The following is a 19,327-nucleotide window of genomic DNA, read 5'->3' as shown; positions in this document are numbered from 1 at the left end:
AGCAGCCGCGCCCACGGTGCTGACCTGTGGTGATGGCGATCACTGTCGCACTTGACCGTATTCCTTGACGCCCCTCCCGTCGGGACCCCGGGTGGGGTACCGTCACCGGCGCTGTGCGGAGCGCCACAAGGAGCAGGGTATTGCGCGAGTTCACTGTCCCACCCATGGCGACGGCGCCTCACGTCGGCGGGCTGGCGGACGTCGTGTTCGACCATGCCCTCGACGATCCCGACCGGGTCGCGCTGGCCCGCAAGGACGCGGCGGGCCAGTGGCAGGACGTGACCTCGGCACGCTTTCGCGACGAGGTGCTGGCGCTCGCCAAGGGGCTGATCGCGGACGGTGTCCGGTTCGGCGACCGGGTCGCCGTGATGTCCCGCACCCGCTACGAGTGGACGCTCTTCGACTTCGCGCTGTGGTCCATCGGCGCCCAGTCGGTGCCCATCTACCCGACCTCCTCCGCCGAGCAGGTCTTCTGGATGCTGCACGACTCCGAGGTCACCGCGTGCGTGGTCGAGCACGAGGACCACGCCATGACCATCGGCTCGGTGGTGGACCGCCTTCCCCGCCTCAAACGGCTGTGGCAGCTCGACGCGGGGGCGCTGGCCGAGCTCCTCGCGGCGGGCGGGCAGATCGACGACGACGTGGTGCACCGCCACCGGCGCGCGGTCACCCCCGAGTCGACCGCGACCGTCATCTACACCTCCGGTACGACCGGCCGCCCCAAGGGCTGTGTGATCACCCACGCCAACTTCATGTTCGAGGCGGACACCATGGTCGCCCGCTGGGAGCCGGTGTTCCACTCGCGCCCCGGCGACGAGGCGTCGACCCTGCTCTTCCTGCCGCTGGCGCACGTTTTCGGCCGGATGGTGGAGGTCGCCGCGGTCCGGGGCCGGGTCAAGCTCGGCCACCAGCCCGCGCTCTCCGCCTCCGCGCTCCTGCCCGACCTCCAGTCCTTGCGGCCCACCTTCATCCTGGCGGTCCCGTACATCTTCGAGAAGGTCTTCAACGCCGCCCGCCGTCGCGCCGAGGCGGACGGGAAGACCGGCCCCTTCGACAAGGCCGTGGAGATCGCGGTGAAGTACGCGGAGGCGATGGAGCAGAAGGCCTTCGGTCTGGGGCCCGGACCGTCGACGGCACTGCGGATGCAGCACCAGTTCTTCGAGAAGGTCGTGTACGGCAAGGTCCGCGAGGCGATGGGCGGCCGGGTGCGGCACGCCATGTCCGGCGGCTCCAGCATGGGCCGCCGCCTGGCGCTGTTCTTCGCCGGCGCGGGCGTGACGATCTACGAGGGGTACGGACTGACCGAGTCCACGGCCGCCGCCACCGCCAACCCTCCCGAGCGCACCCGGTTCGGCACAGTCGGCCAGCCCGTGCCGGGCACCACGGTGCACATCGCGGAGGACGGCGAGGTGTGGCTGCACGGCGGCCAGATCTTCTCCGGCTACCTCAACGAGCCCAAGGCGACCGAGAAGGTGCTCAAGGACGGCTGGCTGGCCACCGGCGACATCGGCGCCCTCGACGAGGACGGCTATCTGACCATCACCGGCCGCAAGAAGGAGATCCTGGTGACCTCCGGCGGCAAGAGCGTCTCGCCGGTGGCCCTGGAGGAACGGGTGCGGGCGCACCCGCTGGTGGCCCAGTGCATCGTCGTCGGCAACGACCGCCCGTACATCGCTGCCCTGGTCACCCTCGACCAGGAGGGCGTGGACCACTGGCTGGCGATGCGCAACAAACCGTCGATGACCGCGTCCGAGCTCGTACGCGACCCCGACCTGGAGACCGAGGTGCGGCGCGCGGTGGTCGCCGCCAACACCCTGGTCTCCCAAGCCGAGCAGATCCGTACCTTCCGGATCCTCGCCCATCAGTTCACCGAGGAGCACGGTCTGCTCACCCCGTCGCTGAAGCTCAAGCGGCGGGCCATCGAGGAGGCCTACACGGTGGAGGTGGACGCCCTGTACCGCTGAGCCGTCGCGGTACAGGGCGCGCCGCTCCCCCTGTCAGCCGGTCAACTCACCTCTCACTCCGGTCACTTGATCAGGACCTTGAAGAGCTTGTCCGAGCCGTCGGGCGCGTTGCCGTTGTTGTCGCAGTTGGTGGTCGACAGCCACAGCGCGTCCTCGCCGGGCACCTTGGTGACGGTGCGCAGCCGTCCGTAGGAGCCGACGTAGTACGCGGTCGGTGTGCCCACGCTCTCGGTGTCGCCGTTGATGGGGACGCGCCACAGCCGCTCGCCCTTGAGCGCCGCCATGTAGATCACGTTGCGGACGATGGCGATGCCGCTGGGCGAGGCCTGGGCGACGGGCCAGGACGCCTTCGGGTTGGTCATCCCGGCCGTGGAGCAGGAGCCCTCGCAGATCGGCCAGCCGTAGTTGCCGCCCGGCTTGATGAGGTTGAGCTCGTCCTTGGAGCTGTTGCCGAACTCGGCCTCCCACAGCCGCCCGTTGCGGTCGAACGCCAGGCCCTGCGGGTTGCGGTGGCCGTAGCTGTAGACGTAGGTGCCGAACGGGTTGCCGGGGGCCGGCTTGCCGTCGGTGGTCATACGCAGGATCTTGCCGTTGAGGGAGCTCTTGTCCTGGGCGAGGTCGGGGGTCTGGGCCTCACCGGTCGAGGCGTACAGATACCCGTCCGGGCCGAAGGCGAGCCGCCCGCCGTTGTGGTACTTGCTCTTCTTGATCCCCTGGAGCAGGACGGTGTAGCCGCCGAGCGAACCGCCGTCGTACGTCATGCGCACCACCCGGTTGCCCTCGGAGGCGCTGTGCATGAAGTACACGTAGTGGTTGGCCGCCCACTTCGGGTCGACCGCGACGCCCATCAGGCCGCCCTCACCACTGGTGGTGACCGAGTTCGGTACGGTTCCGACCTGCGTCTTGGTGCCGCTCGGGGTCATTTCGAAGACCTTGAAGCTGTCCCGCTCGGTGACCAGCGCGCTCGATCCGTCCGGCATCCAGAAGGTGCCCCACGGGATGGTCCAGCCGCTGGAGAGCGTGCTGACGGAGGACGGGACACCGCCGTCGCTCTGGCAGGCGCCGGTGGTGAAGGTGACCGCGTTGCCGGGCGGCGAGGTGTTGCCGCCCGCGTCCTTGGCGACCACGGTGAGCGTGTACGGGCTGTTGCAGGCGAGCCCGGTCACGGTGGTGCTGGTGGCGGGCGGTTTGCCGGAGACGGTCTTGTAGACGCTGGTGCCGCTGCGCACCTCGTAGGCGGTGACGCCCTTGTCGTCGGTGGAGGCGCCCCACTTCAGGTCCGCGCTGTTGGCGGTGACCTTGGACGAGGTGAGTGTGCCGGGCTTGGCCGGTGGGTTGGTGTCGGTGCTGGGCCGGGTGGCGCAGTCGGCGGCGGCGCTGGCCGGGGAGACGTTTCCGGCCGCGTCCCGGGCGAACACCGTGAGGTTGTACGGGGTGTTGGGGCTCAGGCCCGTGAGGGAATCGGAGGTGAGGTTGCCCGCCACCTCGCCGATCTTGTTGCCGTGCTCGTAGACGTCGTACATCGCGACGCCCACGTTGTCGCTGGAGGCACCCCAGCTCAGGGTGAGCGAGTCCTCGGTGATGGCCGAGCAGCTGGGAGCGCCGGGCGCGGTGGGTGCCTGGCCGTCGCCGCCGGAGGACGCGAAGTCGACGTAGTCGATGTTGGCGAGGCCCGTCGTGGTGGTGGCGCTGAGCCGGATCTTGTTGCTGCCGGCCTTGACCGGCGCGGTGAGGGTGGACGTGGCCCAGGTGTCCCAGTCGGTGGTGGCGTCGAAGGCGCGTGCGCTGGAGACGGCCGTGCCGTTGACCAGGACGTCGGCGGGGCGGTTGGCGGTGGTGCCGTTGGAGTAGCGGATGCCCACCGTCGCGTTGCCCGCGGCGGCCGCGTCGACCGTGAACTCGACGTAGGCGCCCACCGCGTTGTTGGAGTTGACGAACCCGGTGCCCGAATAGCCGGTGTGGTTGGTGTCGAGGGTGGAGCCCGCCGAGTAGGCGCCCTTCTCCGCCTCGTAGCGCGTGGGGGCGGCGGACGCGGACTGTGGCACCGCCTGCAACAGACCCGCGCAGAGCAGCAGCACGGCGCTCGCGGCCGTCTTCCTCGCGAGGCTTCTCGCAGGTCGTGGGGGTTGTGCGAGACGCATCTGATCCTCCTTCGACATCGTTACGGCACCCAGTAGTTGCCGGATGCGACGATCATGGACTGGAGCTGGACGCTGGCGCCGTAGTAGAGCTTCGGGTCCACCGGGGTGGCGGCGAGCTTGCCCCAGAGCGCGTCGAGCCAGGCCTGCGAGCCGGGGTCGGTGAGCGCCGCGACGGCGAAGGGAGCGGTGAACGCCATGTCCTTGCCGCTCTCGATGGCAGAGCCGCTGAGGTGGTAGCCCGTGACGATCTTGCTCGGGTCGCCGCCGGCCTTGGACTTGATCCAGCCGTTGAGCTTGCGCGCGGAGGCGAGCGAGACGGCGTCCCCGCTGGTCACCGCGTCCGTGGCGATCCGCCATGGGTCGCGGCAGGCGTTCCAGCTGAAGTCGCCGTCGTGGGAGCCTTCGAGCACCTTGCCCGGCGCGGGCTTGGGCGTGCCGTTGGTGTTGACGACGAAGTCGGCAAGCAGCCCTGTCGAGGCGGCGTATTTGGACTGCTGCGAGGTGATCAGGCTCTGGTGCGCGGTACGGATCGTGTCCCAGGCGCTGTCGCCGGTGGCGGTCCGGAACGCCCGGAAGTGGTCGATCAGCCAGTCCGAGGAACGGGTGATCCAGTGGTGGGACTCGCCGGACCCGGACCAGTCACCGAGCAGCATGAGGTGGGTGGTGGCGTTGACCTCGCTCTTCTTGATGGCGGCGATGTGCTTCACCGCCAGGTCCCTGTAGTTGTACGTGCCGGTGCTCCCCCACTGCTTGTCGGCGAGCAGCAGTCCGTAGGCCACGTCGAGATCGCCGTCGGTGGCCGAGTCGGAGCCGTCGACGCTCTTGCAGGAGGAGTCCTGCTCGGCGGCGAGCAGAGCGGAGTTGTTCACCGAGGGGTGGGCCAGGGTGTACTTGACCAGCCCGTCGAAGATCTTCTTGGCGTCGGCGTCCGCCCCCGCCATGAGGGCGGTGACGACCATGCCATACCCCTGCCCCTCGGCCACATACGGGTGGTCGGCGTCCGGCGAGATCACCTCGTACCAGCCGTTGCCGCAGTTGTGCTTCACGAACGCGGCCTTCCACGCCTTGTACGTGGTGACGACCTGCTGGTCGACCGCCGACTGCGAGCCGCTCGGCTTCAACATGCCTGCGACGTACGGGACTTGGTGGCTGCCGAACGGGACGGCCGGACCGGCTTCCGTGTTCGCCGCGGCGGCCGGCTGGGTGGTGGCGAGCGCGGCGGCCAGGAGGCCCACGACGGCCGCGAGGGCACCGGCCGCGGAACCGCGGAGCCGTACGGACTGCTGCCGTGTCATCGTCACTCCCTCAGCCGGTGTACTGGACGACGATCTTGGTGAAGGCGTAGGGCGCCTGGGATATCCCGCTGCACGCGTCTCCGCCGCCGCCCGAGCCGCACCGGCGGTCCCGGTTGACCGACCAGAAGGAGTACCGCGCGATGTGGTGCTGCTTGGCGTAGCCGAGGATGGTCTGGAAGTCGCCGGTGGTGACGGTCTCGCCGGCCTCGTCGGTCTTGCCGTTCATGGAGGACACACCGATGTGCCGGTACGCGGTGTCGTCGCCGTAGCCGTACGCGCTCTTCACCGCGGCCTTCAGCCCTTCGAGGGCGCTCACGGTGGCCGAGCCCATGGAGCCGCTGTGGCCGCCGAAGTCGAACGGCATGATCACCCAGCCGTCGTTGGCGAGCCCGGCCGCGGCGCCCTTCTTGATGAGGTCCTTGCCGTTGGCGTCCGGCCCGCCGGGCGTGGTGCCCATGGTCACGTAGGTGACGATCCCGGGGTTGTCCGTCTTGACGATCTTGAGCGCGTCGACGACCCTCTTGCGCACGGTCCCGTTGGAGAACTCGGTGTCCTCGATGTCGATGTCCAGCGCCTTCAGGTGGTACGCGTTGATCACCTTCTGGTAGGCGCCGGCCAGCGCGGAGGCGCTGGAGCACTTCTCGCCGAGCTTGTTGCCGCTCCAGCCGCCGACGGAGACGACGACGTCGCCGCCCGCGCCCCGGATGGCGTTGATCGCGGACTGGTCCGAGCCGCCGGTCAGCGCCCGCGACCCGTCCCACTTCGGGTTGCAGCCGCCATCGGAGAGGACGAAGGCGAGGGTGAACCACTTGACGCCGGTGGCGGCCATGACGTCGGTGGGCTTCTGCGGGCTGCCCCAGCCCAGGTACTCGTAGGGGGCGGCGGCCATGGTTCCCGCGGCGAGCGGCGGGGACGCGGACGCGGCGGCCTTGGGCACGGACGCGACCAGGGGCAGGACGAGACAGCTGAGGCCGGCGGCGACCGCGGCTACGCGGCGTCGGGGAGCGGCAACATGCATGGGGGGTTCCTTCCGAGGGAGAGTTAGGAAAGCTTCCTAACCAACACTGCATAGCAGTGCCTCAAGCGCCTGTTGTCAATGACTTGCGGGAGTCCGACTTCCGTTCGGCGTCGGCCTGTTGGGCCACTTGCGGTGGGAGTGCCCGGGATCATCCCCGGCCGGTGCGGCCCGGGTTCGCCGTGTTGACGGACGTGGGCCCGGCCCTGATCAGCCGGGTCTCACCGGGGCGCAGGGTCGCGCTGCAGCCGTCCGCCGGGCGTGACGTAGAACCCGAACCTCGGGCCGCGCGCGTGGAGTTGGTCGGCGAGCGCCTTGATCCCGGACGGGAACTTCGCCGCGTCCACCGCCCAGCGCCCGTACCCGTCCACCACGAAGCCGTTCGCGTCGTGCTTCTGGTAGAAGTCGTCGAGGTTGACGTACAGGAACCCGTGGTCCTTGAGGCCGCTGCTCGCCATCGCGTCGGCCTGCGCCTTGGACTTGGCCTCGGTGGGGGTGCGCCGCACGAAGGACCAACCGGACCGGCCCATCGCCGGCCTGACGGTCTGTCCGCTGTCGGAGGCGGGGACCGACGCCGTGGTTGCCGGGGCGGAGCCCGCGTACGCCGAGCCCAGCCAGGTCTCGTCGATGCGCAGGCGCTTGTAGCGGGTGGTGTCGGAGGAGGCGGCGTAGGTGCTGGTCACCTCGAGGCGGACGTGGCGGGTCGTGGCCGCCGGGATGTCGATGACCGCGACGCCCCGCGCACTGGGCAGCGTGCCGGACTTCACCGGGCTCCCCCAGTTGCTCCCGTCCGCGCTGACGTACACCTTGTAGCCCTTGATGCGCGCCGACTGCTCAGTGTCGGAGCGCGCGTAACTCACCGAGTCCTCACGCTGGTTGACGCCCAGGTACTGGACCTTTTCGGCCGAGCCGAGGTCGTAGTCGAGCCGCACCGGGAGGGTCTTGTTGCTGTCCCAGTACGTCAGATGGCTGCCGTCGGCCGCGGCCGCCGCCCCGTGACCGCTCGCCGAGGCACTGGCGGTCACGGTGTAGGTGCCGGCCGGGATGATCCCGGTGCGCCCGGCCGTGGTGACCTTGAAGACGGTGTCGTACGGGTCCCAGCCGCCCAGGCCGCTGAGGGTGAGCGCGCCGCCGGACTGGCCGTACCGGATCGCCGCGCCGGTGCGGAGGTTGGTCACCCCGGTCACCCGGTAGCCGTTGTCGCGCAGCTTGAGGGTCGAGGTGCTCGGCGGGGTGATGACGTGGACGTACTGCTGGTCGGGGTCGGTCTTGCTGATGGTGGTGACGCCGTGGGCGCCGTCGTTCCAGAACCCGGGCTTGAGCCCGCCGTACAGATAGCCGCCGCCCTCGACGCCGTGCAGCGACTCCCAGACGGGGCTCAGATAGCCGTTGGCGAAGTCGTTGAAGGAGGCCTGGTTGGACGGGAACTTCCCGTTCACCTGGGCCGTTTCCGCCATGAGGGCTTTCACCGACGACCCGGCGTTGGTGACGAGCCGTCCCAGGGTGAGCTTCTTGTCGACGCTCGGATTCGATCCGTCGTACCACCAGGCGCCGGTGGACGGCAGTTTGAAGTCGGCCTCGGTGAGCCGCGGCTGCGCCGTGTAGACCGCCTGCGGATAGTCGTAGGAGGGACTCATCCCGGTCTTCTGCTCATTGCTGATCATATCCATGACCGGCGTGTCTTCGTTGTTGTTGCTGAGTGTGAAGGAGGGGCGTTTCTGCTGGATCTGGGCATACAACTGGTGGCTCTCCCAGTAGGCGTTGTCGTTGTCGATCCAGAAGCCGCCGAGGTCGGGGTAGCGGTCCATGACCTCGAAGAAGTTGTCGTAGCTGAACTGCCCGAACCCGTCGCGGGTGGTCAGGTCGACAGAGCCGCCCTTGTACGAGGAGTAGGCGGCGGAGTCCAGCCACTCATGGCCGCCCTCGTTGTGCCACTGGGGGTCGTCGGTCATATAGAGGATGGTCTTCAGGCCCTTGGCCTTGGCGGCCGCGATCAGCTCGCCCAGGAAGTCCCGCTTGGTCGAGCAGCTGCCGGGGATCTTCGACGGCCAGGGGCGGGCGTAGCCGAGACGGCTGTGGAAGGTGGCGAGGACCAGATACTGCGCGTGCAGCTTCTGCGCCTCCCTCACCCAGTAGTCCGGGGTCCAGCCGCCGCTGGTGGCGTCCGACTCCCAGGCCGGGCAGCTGGTGTGCGCGGGCGCGGTCCGCACGCCCCAGTGCAGGAAGAGCCCGGAGGTCGAGGCGCGCAGGAAGTCCTGGCGCGGGTTGTCGAGGTGGGTCGCCTCGTCGCGGGGCGCGGTGGGTGTGCACGAGGGGGTGGAGCCGGAGTCGGCGGTCCGCAGGGCGCCGCCGGAGGTGTTCGCGCTGTCGGCGACGCAGTAGCCGCCGACGCTCTGGAAGCCCAGGTCGTGCGGGCTGCCGCTGCCGCGCTGTGCGGTGAACCGGGTGAACCTCATCGGGCCGCCGCCGTTGGCGATGACCGCGGGGCGCCCGTCGTTGGCGGTGAACCGCACCGAGCTGTCGGTGAAGGAGACGTTGTCGGCGTTGTGCAGATACCAGCCGTAGGCGGGGCGGGTGCCGATGCTGTCCGGGTTGTAGTCCGTGGAGGTGTCGCTCGGTACGCCGGTCGACATGGTGGCGCTGCCGCCGGGGACGGTGAGGTCGACGTGGGTGAACGTCACACCGTTGATGTGGTTCGCGCCTGACTCGCCCCACAGGGTCGGGCTGAAGGAGGGGCTGCTGCCGGTCGCCGTGATGTTGTCGTACGTGACGTCGGCGATGTGCCCCACGCCGGGGTTGTTGCCGCAGCGTTTGCGGGTGCCGATCTTCAGCATGATCGGCGAGTGCACGTTGGTCATGGTGATGTCGCGGTAGTGGACGTCGCTGATGTCGGCGCCGTCCATCGACACCATGCCGAGGCCCGACTTGTTCGCGCCGTTGATGGTGATCGCCTGGAACTGGTAGTCGGTGAAGTCGCCGCAGGTCTCCGAGCCGAACATCAGCGCGTTGCAGCACTTCGCGGACAACTTGCTGTCCTGGACGCTGACATGGCCGCTGGGCAGCTTGGCGCCGAGGGCGTAGTCGCTCTTGAAGACCAGGGCGTCGTCGTTGGCGGCGATGTCGGCGTGGGTGATCGCCACATGGGTGGTGCTGATGATGTTCCAGCCGTCGCGGTCGCTCGCCGTGTCGATGTGCAGCCGGTCCGAGGTGACGTGCGAGCAGCCGTTGATCAGGGCGGCGAAGTGGCCGCCGCGCCGCAGGGTGATCCCGCCGCCCAGGGTCAGCCCGTCGCACCTCGTCAGCGAGATGATCTTGTCGGCCTGGCCGGACTTGGGGTTGCCGGTGATGAGGTTGCCGCCGCCGTCGATGACCCCGGCGCCGGTGAAGCCGATGTTGGTGAGCCGGTCGCCGTAGATCATGGCGTTGTGGAAGTGGCTGTGGCCGTAGTCCTGGTACTTGTCGTACGGGTTGGACTCGGGCGCGTCGTACTTGCCCGCGCTCGACCCCTTGAGTCTCGCCCCGGAGTCGAGCTGCAGGGTGACATCGGACTTCAGATGGATCGTGTTCTGCGACTTGTACGTGCCGGACGGGAACCGCACGGTGCCGCCGCCGGCCGCGTTGGCCGCCGTGATCGCCTTGTCGACGGCCGGGCTGTCATTGGCGGACCCGTCACCCTTGGCGCCAAAGTTCCTGACGTCGAACTCGGCAACCGGTGTGGTTGGTTGGGGGTGCGGGGCCGTCGGGGCCGCGAGGGCGGTGGGCTGGACGAGCGCGAGCAACGCGGCCACGACGAGGCCGAGCAGCGCGGAGCATCTCTTCACCTGTCCTCCTCCAGTTGCTCGTTCATGATCAGGAAGGCGCCGAGGCCGTGGAAGTCGTTGGTGGCCCGGGTGCGTGCGATGTAGTAGGCGTAGTCGCCGACGTTGGTGCCGATGGAGATGTCGGCGAGGTTGGTCCGGCCGTCCGCGCCGAGCGAGATCTTGGCGAGGACGCCCCGGTAGCCGCGCTGGGCGACCGTCTCGTAGTGCGGGTCGACGTAGCCCTGGCGGACCGCGCGGTCCAGCGCGTAGGTGAACATGCTGGAGCAGGACGTCTCGGTCCAGTTGTCGGACTTGGCCCCCTTGTCGACGACCTGGAACCAGCGGCCGGTCTGCGGGTCCTGGTAGCGCTCAAGACCGCCTGCCAGGCCCCGCAGATACGTGAGGAGCTCGGCGCGGCGGGGGTGCCCGGCGGGTATCGCGTCCAGGACGCCGACGATCGCCATCGAGTACCAGCCGATGGCGCGGCACCAGTGCTCGGGGGCGAGCCCGGTGGACCTGTCGGCCCAGCCCGCGGTGCGCGACTCGTCGTACGCGTGCCTCAGCAGGCCGCTGGATACCTGCAAGTGGCTGCCATAGACGGCGAGTTGCTCGGCCGCCTCGTCGTTGGCATACGTGGAGTCGCCGAACTCCTTGCCGTACTCGACCAGGAACGGGTTGACCATGTACACCCCGTCCGCCCACAGCTGATGGGCGCGGCTGCTGCTGTCGGCGTGCCAGAAGCCGCCGTCGGCGGTGCGCGGGTAGGTGTTCAGCCGGTCGCGGATCTTCTTGGCGGCGATCCGGTAGCGGTCCTGCCCGGTCTCGTGATGGAGGATCACGAGCAGCCGGCCCGCCTGCATGCTGTCGAGGTTGTCGAAGCTCTGCCCGATCCTGCCCGAGCTGTCCACGAACCGGTCGACGTAACTCTTGATGTACGTGAGCAGCTTGGGGTCGTGGGTGCGCTGGTAGACCTGGTACTGGCCGAAGAGGTAGAGCCCGACCGGATACGACCAGCCGCCGATCGACGACGGGGTGAAGCGGGCCATCGTCGACCTGGTCAGGGCGACCGACCAGTCCGTGGCCCGGACATCGGAACGCTGGACCGGCCGGTGCTGGGCGGCCGTGGCGGGCCCGGTGGCGGTGGCGCCGATCCCGCCCGCCGTGAGCGCGGCGGCCAGGACGGCTGTGAGCAGGCGGGGAGCCCGGCGGGAGTTACGGCGGGGGGCACGGGAAGGGGGGTGGGGGGCGCGGTGGGGGCCGCGGATTCTCGTCATGGTCACCTCATAGGGACGTCTGGGGGGAGGACCGGAACGAACGGGGTACGGGCAGGGGCGCCGGTGTCGCCGTGGGGGTGCGGCGGACCGTGAACTCCTGGACGAGGTGGTGGTCGGGGGCACGGTGGCAGGCCGGGTCGGTGCGGGCCGGGTCGCCGGTCAGCGCGTACGCCTGGCAACGGCAGCCGCCGAAGTCGGTGGTGCGCAGCTCGCAGCCGCGGCAGGGGTCGGGCATCCAGGCGGTGCCCCGATAGGCGCTGAACGCCGGGGACTCGCGCCAGATCCACTCCAGCTGCCGGTCGCGGACGTTGGGCGGGTCGAGGCCGGGCAGCGATGCGGCGGCCGGGCAGGGCAGCACGGTGCCGTCGGGCGCCACGGTGAGCGAGACCGCGCCCCAGCCGCCCATACAGGCTTTCGCGGTGCCGTCGAAGTAGTCGGGGACGACCCAGACGAGCTCGACGCGCCCGGCGAGCCGCTCCCTCCAGCGGTTCACCGCCACCCGCGCGCGCTCCAACTGGTCGCGTTCGGGCAGGAGGTGGTCGCGGTTGAGCAGGGCCCACCCGTAGAACTGGGCGTTGGCCAGCTCGATGCGGTCGACGCCCCAGGCGAGCCCCAGCTCGACGATGGCGTCAAGGGCGTCCAGGTTGTCGCGGTGCAGCACCACGTTGAGCCCCAGCGGCAGCCCCGCCTCCCTCACCAGGGCGGCGGCCCGCTCCTTGGCGGCGAAGGAGCGGCGGCGGCCCGCGATGCGTTCGGACGCCCGCGCGTCGGCGTGCTGCACCGACAGTTGGACGGCCCGCAGCCCTGCGTGCACGAGAGCGGCCAGGCGCTCCGCGTCGAGGCCGATCCCGCTGGTGACGAGCTGGGTGTAGATCCCGGCCGCGTCGGCGGCGGCGACGATCTCGGGCAGGTCGCGGCGCAGCAGCGGCTCGCCGCCGGACAGATGGGTGTGGACGACGCCCAACTCACCGGCCTGGGACATGACCTGGCGCCAGCCATCGGTGTCGAGCTCGCGGGTACGGCGCACCAGCTCCACCGGGTTGGAGCAGTACGCACAGCGCAGCGGGCAGCCGTGGGTGAGCTCGGCGAGCAGCGCCCAGGGCGGGTCCACGGTCATCGCAGCCACCCCTCGTCCCGTAACTTGCCCAGGAACACCGGGACTTCGTCGGCCACGGGCGCACCCGGGAAGCGCGCGCCGAGCTCGTCGACGATCCCCTGCACGTCATGGCGGCCGTCGCACAGCCGCACGATGTGCCCGGCGGGGCCACGCAGTACGACGACGCGCTCGGGCAGCACGAGCAGATCGGCGCCGCGCACACGGTCGCGGCGCAGCAGCACGGACCGGGAGAGCACCGGCCGCCAGGTGCCGGTGCGACTCATGGCGCACCCCCCGGCGCGCCCGCTTCCCGGGACTCCCGAGCTCCGCCGCACTCCACCGCGTCGAGCAGCGACCACAGGACGTCGCACTTGAAGGCGAGCGCGGCGACGGCCCGTTCCTGCTGCTCGCGGGTGCGTGCCCAGGTCTTGACGAGGGCGAGCGCCTCGCCGCCGTCGCGGCCGCCCTGCTCGATCCGGGTACGGAAGTACGTGAGCCCGTCGGCCTCGATCCACGGATAGTGCTGCTCGAACGCCTCGATGCGGGTGCGCATCAGCCCCGGCGCGGAGAGCTCGGTGAGCGAGGCGGCGACGGCGTCGAGCAGCGGCCTCAGCCGGCAGAAGTTGACGTATCCGTCGACCGCGAGGCGTGCACCCGGAAGCACTTCGGCGCCCGAGGTGAGCCGTTCCCGGCCGATCCCGGCGGCCTCCCCCAGCCGCAGCCAGCGCTCGATCCCGCCCTCGCCGTCCCGAGCCCCGTCGTGGTCCTGGATGCGCCGCAGCCACGTCCGCCGCAGAGCGGGTGTGTCGAACTTGGCGAGGATGTGGGCGTCCTTGACGGGGATGTGCCGCTGGTAGTGGAAGCGGTTGACGATCCACCGCCGCAGCTCGTCGGGGCGCAGCTCCCCCTTGTGCATCCGTACGTTGAAGGGGTGCCGGTCGTGGTAGCGCGCATCGGCGACGGCGCGGAGCCGGGACTCCAACTCGCCCTCACTCCAGGATGGTTGAGTGACATCGACAGCGTTTACGCGAGAACTCATATCTCGATCACCATCCGCTCGGCGGCGACTTCGAGCCCCAGCGCGGCGAGCCGGGCGTGCTCGGCCGCGCCGGGGTCCGTGAGGGGGTTGGTGTTGTTGAGGTGGGTGTAGAGGCACCGGCCGCGCACCCCGGCGAGCCGGGGGGCGGTGCCGTCGGGCCCGTCGATCGGCAAGTGGCCCATGGAGGTGGCGGTGCGGGACGAGATTCCCGTGCGTACGGGTTCGTCGTCGTCCCAGAACGTGCCGTCGACCAGGACGCAGTCGGCGTCCTCGACGGCCTTCTGCAGGGCGTCGGGCCAGGCGGCGAGAGCGGGGGCGTACACCACGCGGGCCCCGGTGGCGGGTTCGTGAAGGTGCAGGGCGACGACCCACGAGAGGTCGTCGGGGGCCTCGTCGCCGGGCGAACCCGGCGGCGGGGTGAGTCCGGTCGCGTAACGCGGTCGTTTGGCCGAGATGGGCAGCGCGCTCATCTCGACGGCGTCGCCGAGGAGGCGGGGCTGTGGCCCCAACTCCCGCCATTCCAGCGGAGTGTAGGGCCCAAGGACGTCGCCGAGGCGCAGTCCGTCCAGCAGTGCGTGCCGTACGGGCGGGGTCGCCCACACCTCGACTGCGGCACGGGCCTCGCGGAGCCGGGCGATGCCGAGGGTGTGGTCGAGTTCGGCGTCCGTGAGGACGACACCGGCGACGGGGGTCTCCCGGAGGCCCGGGCCGGGGTGGAGGGCAGGAGCGGCCTCGATCTGGTCGGTGAGGTCGGGGCCCGCGTTGACGACGTACCAGCGGTGGTCGGCCACCCGTACGGCCAGTGACGCGTGGCGGCGGCGCCGGTGCGGGTGGGCGCGTGCCCCGGCACAGCCGGGGCACGCGCAGTTCCACTGGGGCAGTCCGCCGCCCGCCGCGGTGCCCAGCACCTGCAGCAGCATGACGGTGGGTCTACCGGTCGGTGAGGGCGTAGGCGGTGACTTCCAGCGCGGTCTCGACGACCACATAGTCCGGAGTCACCCAGACCGGCGTTTCCTCCGATGTTTCTTTGCCGTCGTTCATGCGGGTGTACCTGCCTTTCCTGTCTTCATGGGGGTGGGGTTCAGAAGTGCACCCCTGTACGGCATATGCGGGGGCAGGACCGGACGCGGCGTTCACAAGGATGTACCGCGTTCAGTTATGTGCCATAGAGTTGCGTCTTGATGGAGCGCGGTCAATGGTCTGAACCGAGGAGGTCGGATCTGTAGCACAGAGATCTGGCCACGATCGCCTCGCGGCGTTCTCTGGGAATGGTTCCGTCCGCCCGATCGTTGACGCTTCGAGTACGAAACCGACGACGTAAGGATCGACCGCTCGTGAGCAAGGTCCCCTCCATCACCCTCAACAACGGCGTCGAGATGCCGCAGCTCGGTTACGGTGTCTGGCAGGTGCCGGACCACGAGGCCGCGCAGGCGGTCACGACCGCGATCGAGACCGGGTACCGGTCCATCGACACGGCCGCGATCTACGAGAACGAAGTGGGCACCGGCAAGGCGATCGCGGCGTCCGGAGTGGCCCGCGAGGAGCTCTTCGTCACCACGAAGCTGTGGAACGACGCGAGCGAGACGTGGACGCGCGACGGCGTCCTGCGCGAGTTCGACGCCTCCCTGTCGAAGCTGGGCCTCGACTACGTCGACCTGTATCTGATCCACTGGCCGCGCGCGATGCGCGACGACTACGTGACGATCTGGAACGCGTTCGGCGAGATCGCCAAGAGCGGCCGCGCCAAGGCGGTCGGCGTCTCCAACTTCAAGGAGCCGCAGCTGCGCCGGATCATCGACGAGTCGGGTGTGGTCCCGGCGGTCAACCAGGTCGAGCTCCACCCGCAGCTCGCCCAGGCCGACCTGCGCGCCTTCCACGCCGAGCACGGCATCGCGACCGAGGCCTGGTCGCCGCTGGGCCAGGGCAAGGGACTGCTCGAAGTCCCCACGATCGTCGCGATCGCGCAGAAGTACGCGAAGACCCCGGCGCAGATCGTGCTGCGCTGGCACCTCCAGCTCGGCACCATCGCCATCCCGAAGTCGGTGACGCCCTCGCGCATCGCCGAGAACTTCGACGTGTCCGGCTTCGAGCTCGACACCGAGGACATCACGGCGATCGCCGCCCTCGACGAGGCCAAGCGCCTGGGCCCGGACCCGGACGACTTCGACTTCTGAGGCCGGGACCAGGCCGAGGCAGTGACGATGCCCGCCGCTCGGGCGGTTCCGCTGTCCTGGCGGCGGGCATCGCGTCGTACCGAGTCCCGCCGGCGCGTCAGTCCGTCAGGCGCTCCTCCAGCCGGACGGTGACCGTGTCCCCCTCCTCCTTACCGATGGCCTTGCGCAGATCCGCCTTGACGGGCAGCTTGTGCGTCCCGTCGCCCAGCGCCATGAACGAGCTGCGGAACGGCCGGCCATCGACGGTGCCGCGCACCTTGACCAGGCCCCGGGTGCCGAAGAACCCGACCGACTCGGGCCACACCACGTACGTCCAGCCGCCGTTCCCCGGACTCTTCCGCAGGACGGCAGTGAATTCCTTGTCCATGCTCGGCTCCCTGTCCGTTCGCACGCTCTCCGGTCGCACCCTCTCCGGTCCGTACGAGTAGGACCGCCTCCGGCGCCGGAACTCATCGCGGGAGCCGGTCAGCGCTGCTGTCAGCCCGCGCGGCGGGCCGTGTGGACCGACCTCGCCGCGAGGAGGAACACGTCCGGGCGCCGTGCCAGGCCGGCCTCGTCGGCCGGGTCGACCAGGCGCCGCAGCACCGCCGCGTCCTCCGTCGGCAGCTCTTCCCCCACGGTCTCCGAGTGCCGGGTGAACGCGGTCACCACCTGCTCCCGTACCGCCGGGTCCAACGGCGCCGGGAAGTCGACGAGGAAGCTGCGGGTGGCCGGTGAGGTCAGCCCCACGGACGTGAGCAGCGCCGCCCAGTCCTCGGTCTCCTCCATGGCGTCCGGCAGCTCCGCCCGCATCCGCGCGAACCGCTCGTCCACCAGCACGTCGATCCTGGCTTCCAGGCCCGGCTGGCCCAGGCCGATGTCGCGGGGCAAGTGGCGCGTGGGCAGCCCGCCTTCCGCGAGGGCCACCGTGCCACCCGGTCGCAGCAGGCCCGCGAAGCCCGCGAGCGCGGCCCGCTGGTCGCCCAGGTGGTGCAGCGAGTTGCCCGCCCAGACCAGGTCGGCTTCACCCAACACGCCGAAGTCCTCCGGGAGTTCCGCCTCGATCGTACGGACGCGGTCCGCCAGGCCCAGGTGCTCAGCGCGGGCCAGCGCGTGGCCGAGGAGCGCCCGGTTGCCATCGACAGCGACGACCTCCGCCTGCGGGAAGACCTGCGCGAGCAGACAGGTCACGACGCCCGGGCCGCTGCCGATGTCGAGGATCCGGCGCACCTCCGCGCCGGGCCGCTGCGCGCCGATCCAGGCCGCGGCCTCCCGGTACGCCCCCGAGAACAGTTCGGCCTCGCCCACCAGGAGCGGGAGCAGGGCCTCCCAGTCGAAGTCGGTCCAGCCGTCGCCGTGGGCATGGCCGTGGGTGTGACCCCGGTGGCCGTCGTGCTGGCTGTCCTGGCCGTCGTGGCCGCGCGAGTCGCTCATGGCTCCACCCTGCCCCCGGCCGCCCCGGAGTCGGGAATTTCTTTGCCGTTTCGGCAATTCGTCCGGTGCTCCTGCGGGCTGACGCCGCGCACCCGCTTGAACGCGGCGCTCAGCGCGAACGCGCCCCCGTATCCCACCTGTCTGGCGATCGCCTCGACCGTGGCGTCGCCCTCGCGCAGCAGGTCCGCCGCGAGCGCCAGCCGCCAGCCCGTGAGGTACGCCATCGGCGGCTCCCCCACCAGCTCCCCGAACCGCCGGGCCAGACCGGCCCGCGAGACCCCGCACTTCGCGGCGAGCGCGGCGACCGTCCACGGGTGCGCGGGCTCGTCCTGGAGCAGCCGCAGCGCGGGCCCCACCACCGGGTCGCCCATCGCCCGGTACCAGGCGGGCGCGTCGGCGCCCGGCCGGTTGAACCAAGCCCGCAGCACCGCGATCAGAAGCAGGTCGAGCAGCCGGTCGAGGACGACGCTCTGGCCGGGCTCGTCCCTGGAGATCTCCTCGTCGAGCAGCGGCATCACCGAGCAGTTCCACTCCTCGGCGGTGAGCACGAGCAGTGGCGGCAGCGCGTCGAGCAGCCGCCCGCTGATCTCACCCGCCATCAGATACGTGCCGACGAGCATGGTGGCCGAGCCGTCGGCGGCGTTGCCCCAGGTCCGTACGCCCAGTTCCATCGACTGCGCCAGCGGCTCGCCGCGCAGCGTGGTGCACACCCCGCCCGGGCCGATCCTGGCGGACGGCTCGGCGTCCGGCGCGTGGGCGACGGTGTACGGGTCGGGGCCGCGCGCGACGACGATGTCACCGGGCCGGGCCAGGACCGGCCGCCCGGAGTCCGGGACGATCCACGCCTCGCCCCGCGTCGTCGACATCAGGCAGATGGGCGCCCGGTCCTCGATCCGTACGGACCACGGCGGCTCCATCACCATCCGCAGCAGAAACGCCCCTCGGGCACGGGGACCGTCCAGCAGTCCGGCGAGTGCGTCCATGGCCGCGAGCCTAATCGGAGCCCCGTCGGAGCGGTGGGCGGGCCCGTAGACGCAGACGTATGCGCATGAGCCCCTGAAGCATGGAGAGTCGGGGCCGCGCCCACGAGGCTGGACGCATGACGAACACAGAGCTGAACACGAACCAGAACACGACCAGCACGACTCAGAACACGCCCACCACGTGCACCGCGCCGAACACCCCGGGGACCGTGCTCGTGACCAGCGGCACCGGCAAGACCGGGCACCGGGTCGTCGAGCGGCTCACCGCGCTCGGCGTGCCGGTCCGCTCCGGCTCGCGCAGCGGCGAGGTGCGCTTCGACTGGGCGGACGAGTCGACGTGGGGACCCGCGCTCGCCGGTGCGGACGCCGCCTATGTGACGTACTTCCCGGACCTCGCGGCGCCCGGCGCGGTCGAGGCGATGCGGACCTTCGGCGGACTCGCCGTCCAGCACGGTGTGCGGCGCCTGGTGCTGCTCTCCGGGCGCGGCGAACCGGCGGCGGTGCTGGCCGAGGACGCGCTGCGCGAGTCGTGCGCGGACCTCACGGTCGTACGCGCCGCCTTCTTCGCCCAGAACTTCAGCGAGGGCGCGATGACGGAGGGCGTGCTCGCGGGCGAGATCCCGTTCCCGGCGGGCGAGACGGCCGAGCCGTGGGTGCACGCCGACGACATCGCCGATGTCGTCGTCAAGGCACTCACCGAGGAAGGGCACGCGGGGCTCGTTCATGAGTTGACGGGTCCTCAGCTGCTGACCCTCGCCGAGGTCGCGGCGGAACTGTCGGCCGCGACCGGCCGAGCGGTGCGGTATGTGCCGATGTCCGGGGCGCAGTACGCGGAGCTGCTGGTGCAGTACGGTCTCGACGAGGGGGAGGCGCGGTGGCTCGCGGAGCTGTTCACGACGCTGCTCGACGGGCACAACTCCTCGACCACGGACGGCGTCAAGCGCGTCCTGGGCCGTGAGCCCAGGGCGTTCGCGGACTTCGCGCGGGACGCGGCGGCGGCCGGCGACTGGCAGGGCTGAGCCCGGCGTCGAGCCCGCCTCCAGCACCCCTCCAGCGCCTCACCACCCGCCTCAGCTGTTGATCTCAGGCCAAGTGGCCGAAACTCGCCGTGACCAACACCACGCCCTCCGTGA

At 70.4% G+C, this 19,327-nt stretch carries 16 protein-coding genes; 3 read left to right on the top strand and 13 right to left on the bottom strand.

Going from position 1 to position 19,327, the window contains the following annotated elements:
- Positions 1-164 precede the first annotated feature (164 nt).
- Complete coding sequence (locus ACZ499_RS08035; protein WP_468673238.1) at positions 165-1,964, top strand: AMP-dependent synthetase/ligase; 1,800 nt, start codon at positions 165-167, stop codon at positions 1,962-1,964.
- 62 nt (positions 1,965-2,026) lie between these two features.
- On the opposite strand, the gene ACZ499_RS08030 is transcribed toward ACZ499_RS08035, so the two are convergent.
- The 10 genes from ACZ499_RS08030 to pqqA form a co-directional block, all read right to left on the bottom strand.
- The gene (locus ACZ499_RS08030; protein ID WP_468673237.1) at positions 2,027-4,105 is read right to left on the bottom strand and encodes a PQQ-dependent sugar dehydrogenase; all 2,079 of its coding nucleotides are present in this window, start codon (positions 4,103-4,105) and stop codon (positions 2,027-2,029) included.
- 20 nt (positions 4,106-4,125) lie between these two features.
- A complete protein-coding gene (locus ACZ499_RS08025) occupies positions 4,126-5,400 on the bottom strand; it encodes a glycosyl hydrolase family 8 (RefSeq protein WP_468673236.1) in 1,275 nt (424 codons plus the stop codon).
- Positions 5,401-5,410: 10 nt separating this feature from the next.
- Entirely contained in the window at positions 5,411-6,418 is a 1,008-nt protein-coding gene (locus ACZ499_RS08020; protein ID WP_468673235.1) for a chitinase, read from the bottom strand.
- Positions 6,419-6,636: 218 nt separating this feature from the next.
- Entirely contained in the window at positions 6,637-10,236 is a 3,600-nt protein-coding gene (locus ACZ499_RS08015) for a glycosyl hydrolase family 28 protein (RefSeq protein ID WP_468673234.1), read from the bottom strand.
- Positions 10,233-11,489, bottom strand: a complete 1,257-nt coding sequence (locus ACZ499_RS08010; RefSeq protein ID WP_468673233.1) for a glycoside hydrolase family 88/105 protein — start codon at positions 11,487-11,489, stop codon at positions 10,233-10,235. Before ACZ499_RS08010 ends, ACZ499_RS08015 begins: the two co-directional genes overlap by 4 nt.
- 7 nt (positions 11,490-11,496) lie before the next feature.
- A complete protein-coding gene (pqqE, locus tag ACZ499_RS08005) occupies positions 11,497-12,606 on the bottom strand; it encodes a pyrroloquinoline quinone biosynthesis protein PqqE (protein WP_468673232.1) in 1,110 nt (369 codons plus the stop codon).
- The gene (gene pqqD, locus ACZ499_RS08000; RefSeq protein WP_468407305.1) at positions 12,603-12,869 is read right to left on the bottom strand and encodes a pyrroloquinoline quinone biosynthesis peptide chaperone PqqD; all 267 of its coding nucleotides are present in this window, start codon (positions 12,867-12,869) and stop codon (positions 12,603-12,605) included. The genes pqqE and pqqD overlap by 4 nt, the downstream gene beginning before the upstream one ends.
- On the bottom strand, positions 12,866-13,624 hold the full coding sequence (gene pqqC, locus ACZ499_RS07995) for a pyrroloquinoline-quinone synthase PqqC (protein WP_468673231.1): 759 nt from the start codon (positions 13,622-13,624) through the stop codon (positions 12,866-12,868). Before pqqC ends, pqqD begins: the two co-directional genes overlap by 4 nt.
- Positions 13,621-14,544: a pyrroloquinoline quinone biosynthesis protein PqqB gene (gene pqqB / locus ACZ499_RS07990; RefSeq protein ID WP_468673230.1), complete on the bottom strand. Its 924-nt coding sequence runs from the start codon at positions 14,542-14,544 to the stop codon at positions 13,621-13,623. The genes pqqC and pqqB overlap by 4 nt, the downstream gene beginning before the upstream one ends.
- A 10-nt stretch (positions 14,545-14,554) precedes the next feature.
- Positions 14,555-14,665: a pyrroloquinoline quinone precursor peptide PqqA gene (pqqA, locus tag ACZ499_RS07985; protein ID WP_385820474.1), complete on the bottom strand. Its 111-nt coding sequence runs from the start codon at positions 14,663-14,665 to the stop codon at positions 14,555-14,557.
- Positions 14,666-14,958: 293 nt separating this feature from the next.
- Between pqqA and ACZ499_RS07980 the strand changes: the two genes are divergently transcribed.
- Entirely contained in the window at positions 14,959-15,798 is an 840-nt protein-coding gene (locus ACZ499_RS07980) for an aldo/keto reductase (protein WP_468407311.1), read from the top strand.
- Between the two features lie 97 nt (positions 15,799-15,895).
- Here ACZ499_RS07980 and ACZ499_RS07975 read toward each other — a convergent pair whose 3' ends face one another.
- The 3 genes from ACZ499_RS07975 to ACZ499_RS07965 form a co-directional block, all read right to left on the bottom strand.
- Positions 15,896-16,165, bottom strand: coding sequence for a DUF1905 domain-containing protein (locus tag ACZ499_RS07975; RefSeq protein WP_468673229.1), 270 nt, complete (start codon positions 16,163-16,165; stop codon positions 15,896-15,898).
- 110 nt (positions 16,166-16,275) lie between these two features.
- A complete protein-coding gene (locus ACZ499_RS07970) occupies positions 16,276-17,211 on the bottom strand; it encodes a class I SAM-dependent methyltransferase (RefSeq protein ID WP_468673228.1) in 936 nt (311 codons plus the stop codon).
- Positions 17,208-18,194 carry an AraC family transcriptional regulator gene (locus tag ACZ499_RS07965; RefSeq protein WP_468673227.1) on the bottom strand — a complete coding sequence of 329 codons (987 nt, stop codon included), beginning with the start codon at positions 18,192-18,194 and terminating at the stop codon, positions 17,208-17,210. The genes ACZ499_RS07970 and ACZ499_RS07965 overlap by 4 nt, the downstream gene beginning before the upstream one ends.
- Positions 18,195-18,310: 116 nt before the next feature.
- On the opposite strand from ACZ499_RS07965, the gene ACZ499_RS07960 reads away from it, so the two are divergent.
- A complete protein-coding gene (locus ACZ499_RS07960; protein WP_468673226.1) occupies positions 18,311-19,213 on the top strand; it encodes an NmrA family NAD(P)-binding protein in 903 nt (300 codons plus the stop codon).
- The last annotated feature ends 114 nt before the right edge of the window (positions 19,214-19,327 follow it).

It is taken from the genome of Streptomyces sp. NPDC031265 (assembly GCF_055570295.1).
This window is presented reverse-complemented; position numbering and strand designations above follow the sequence as displayed.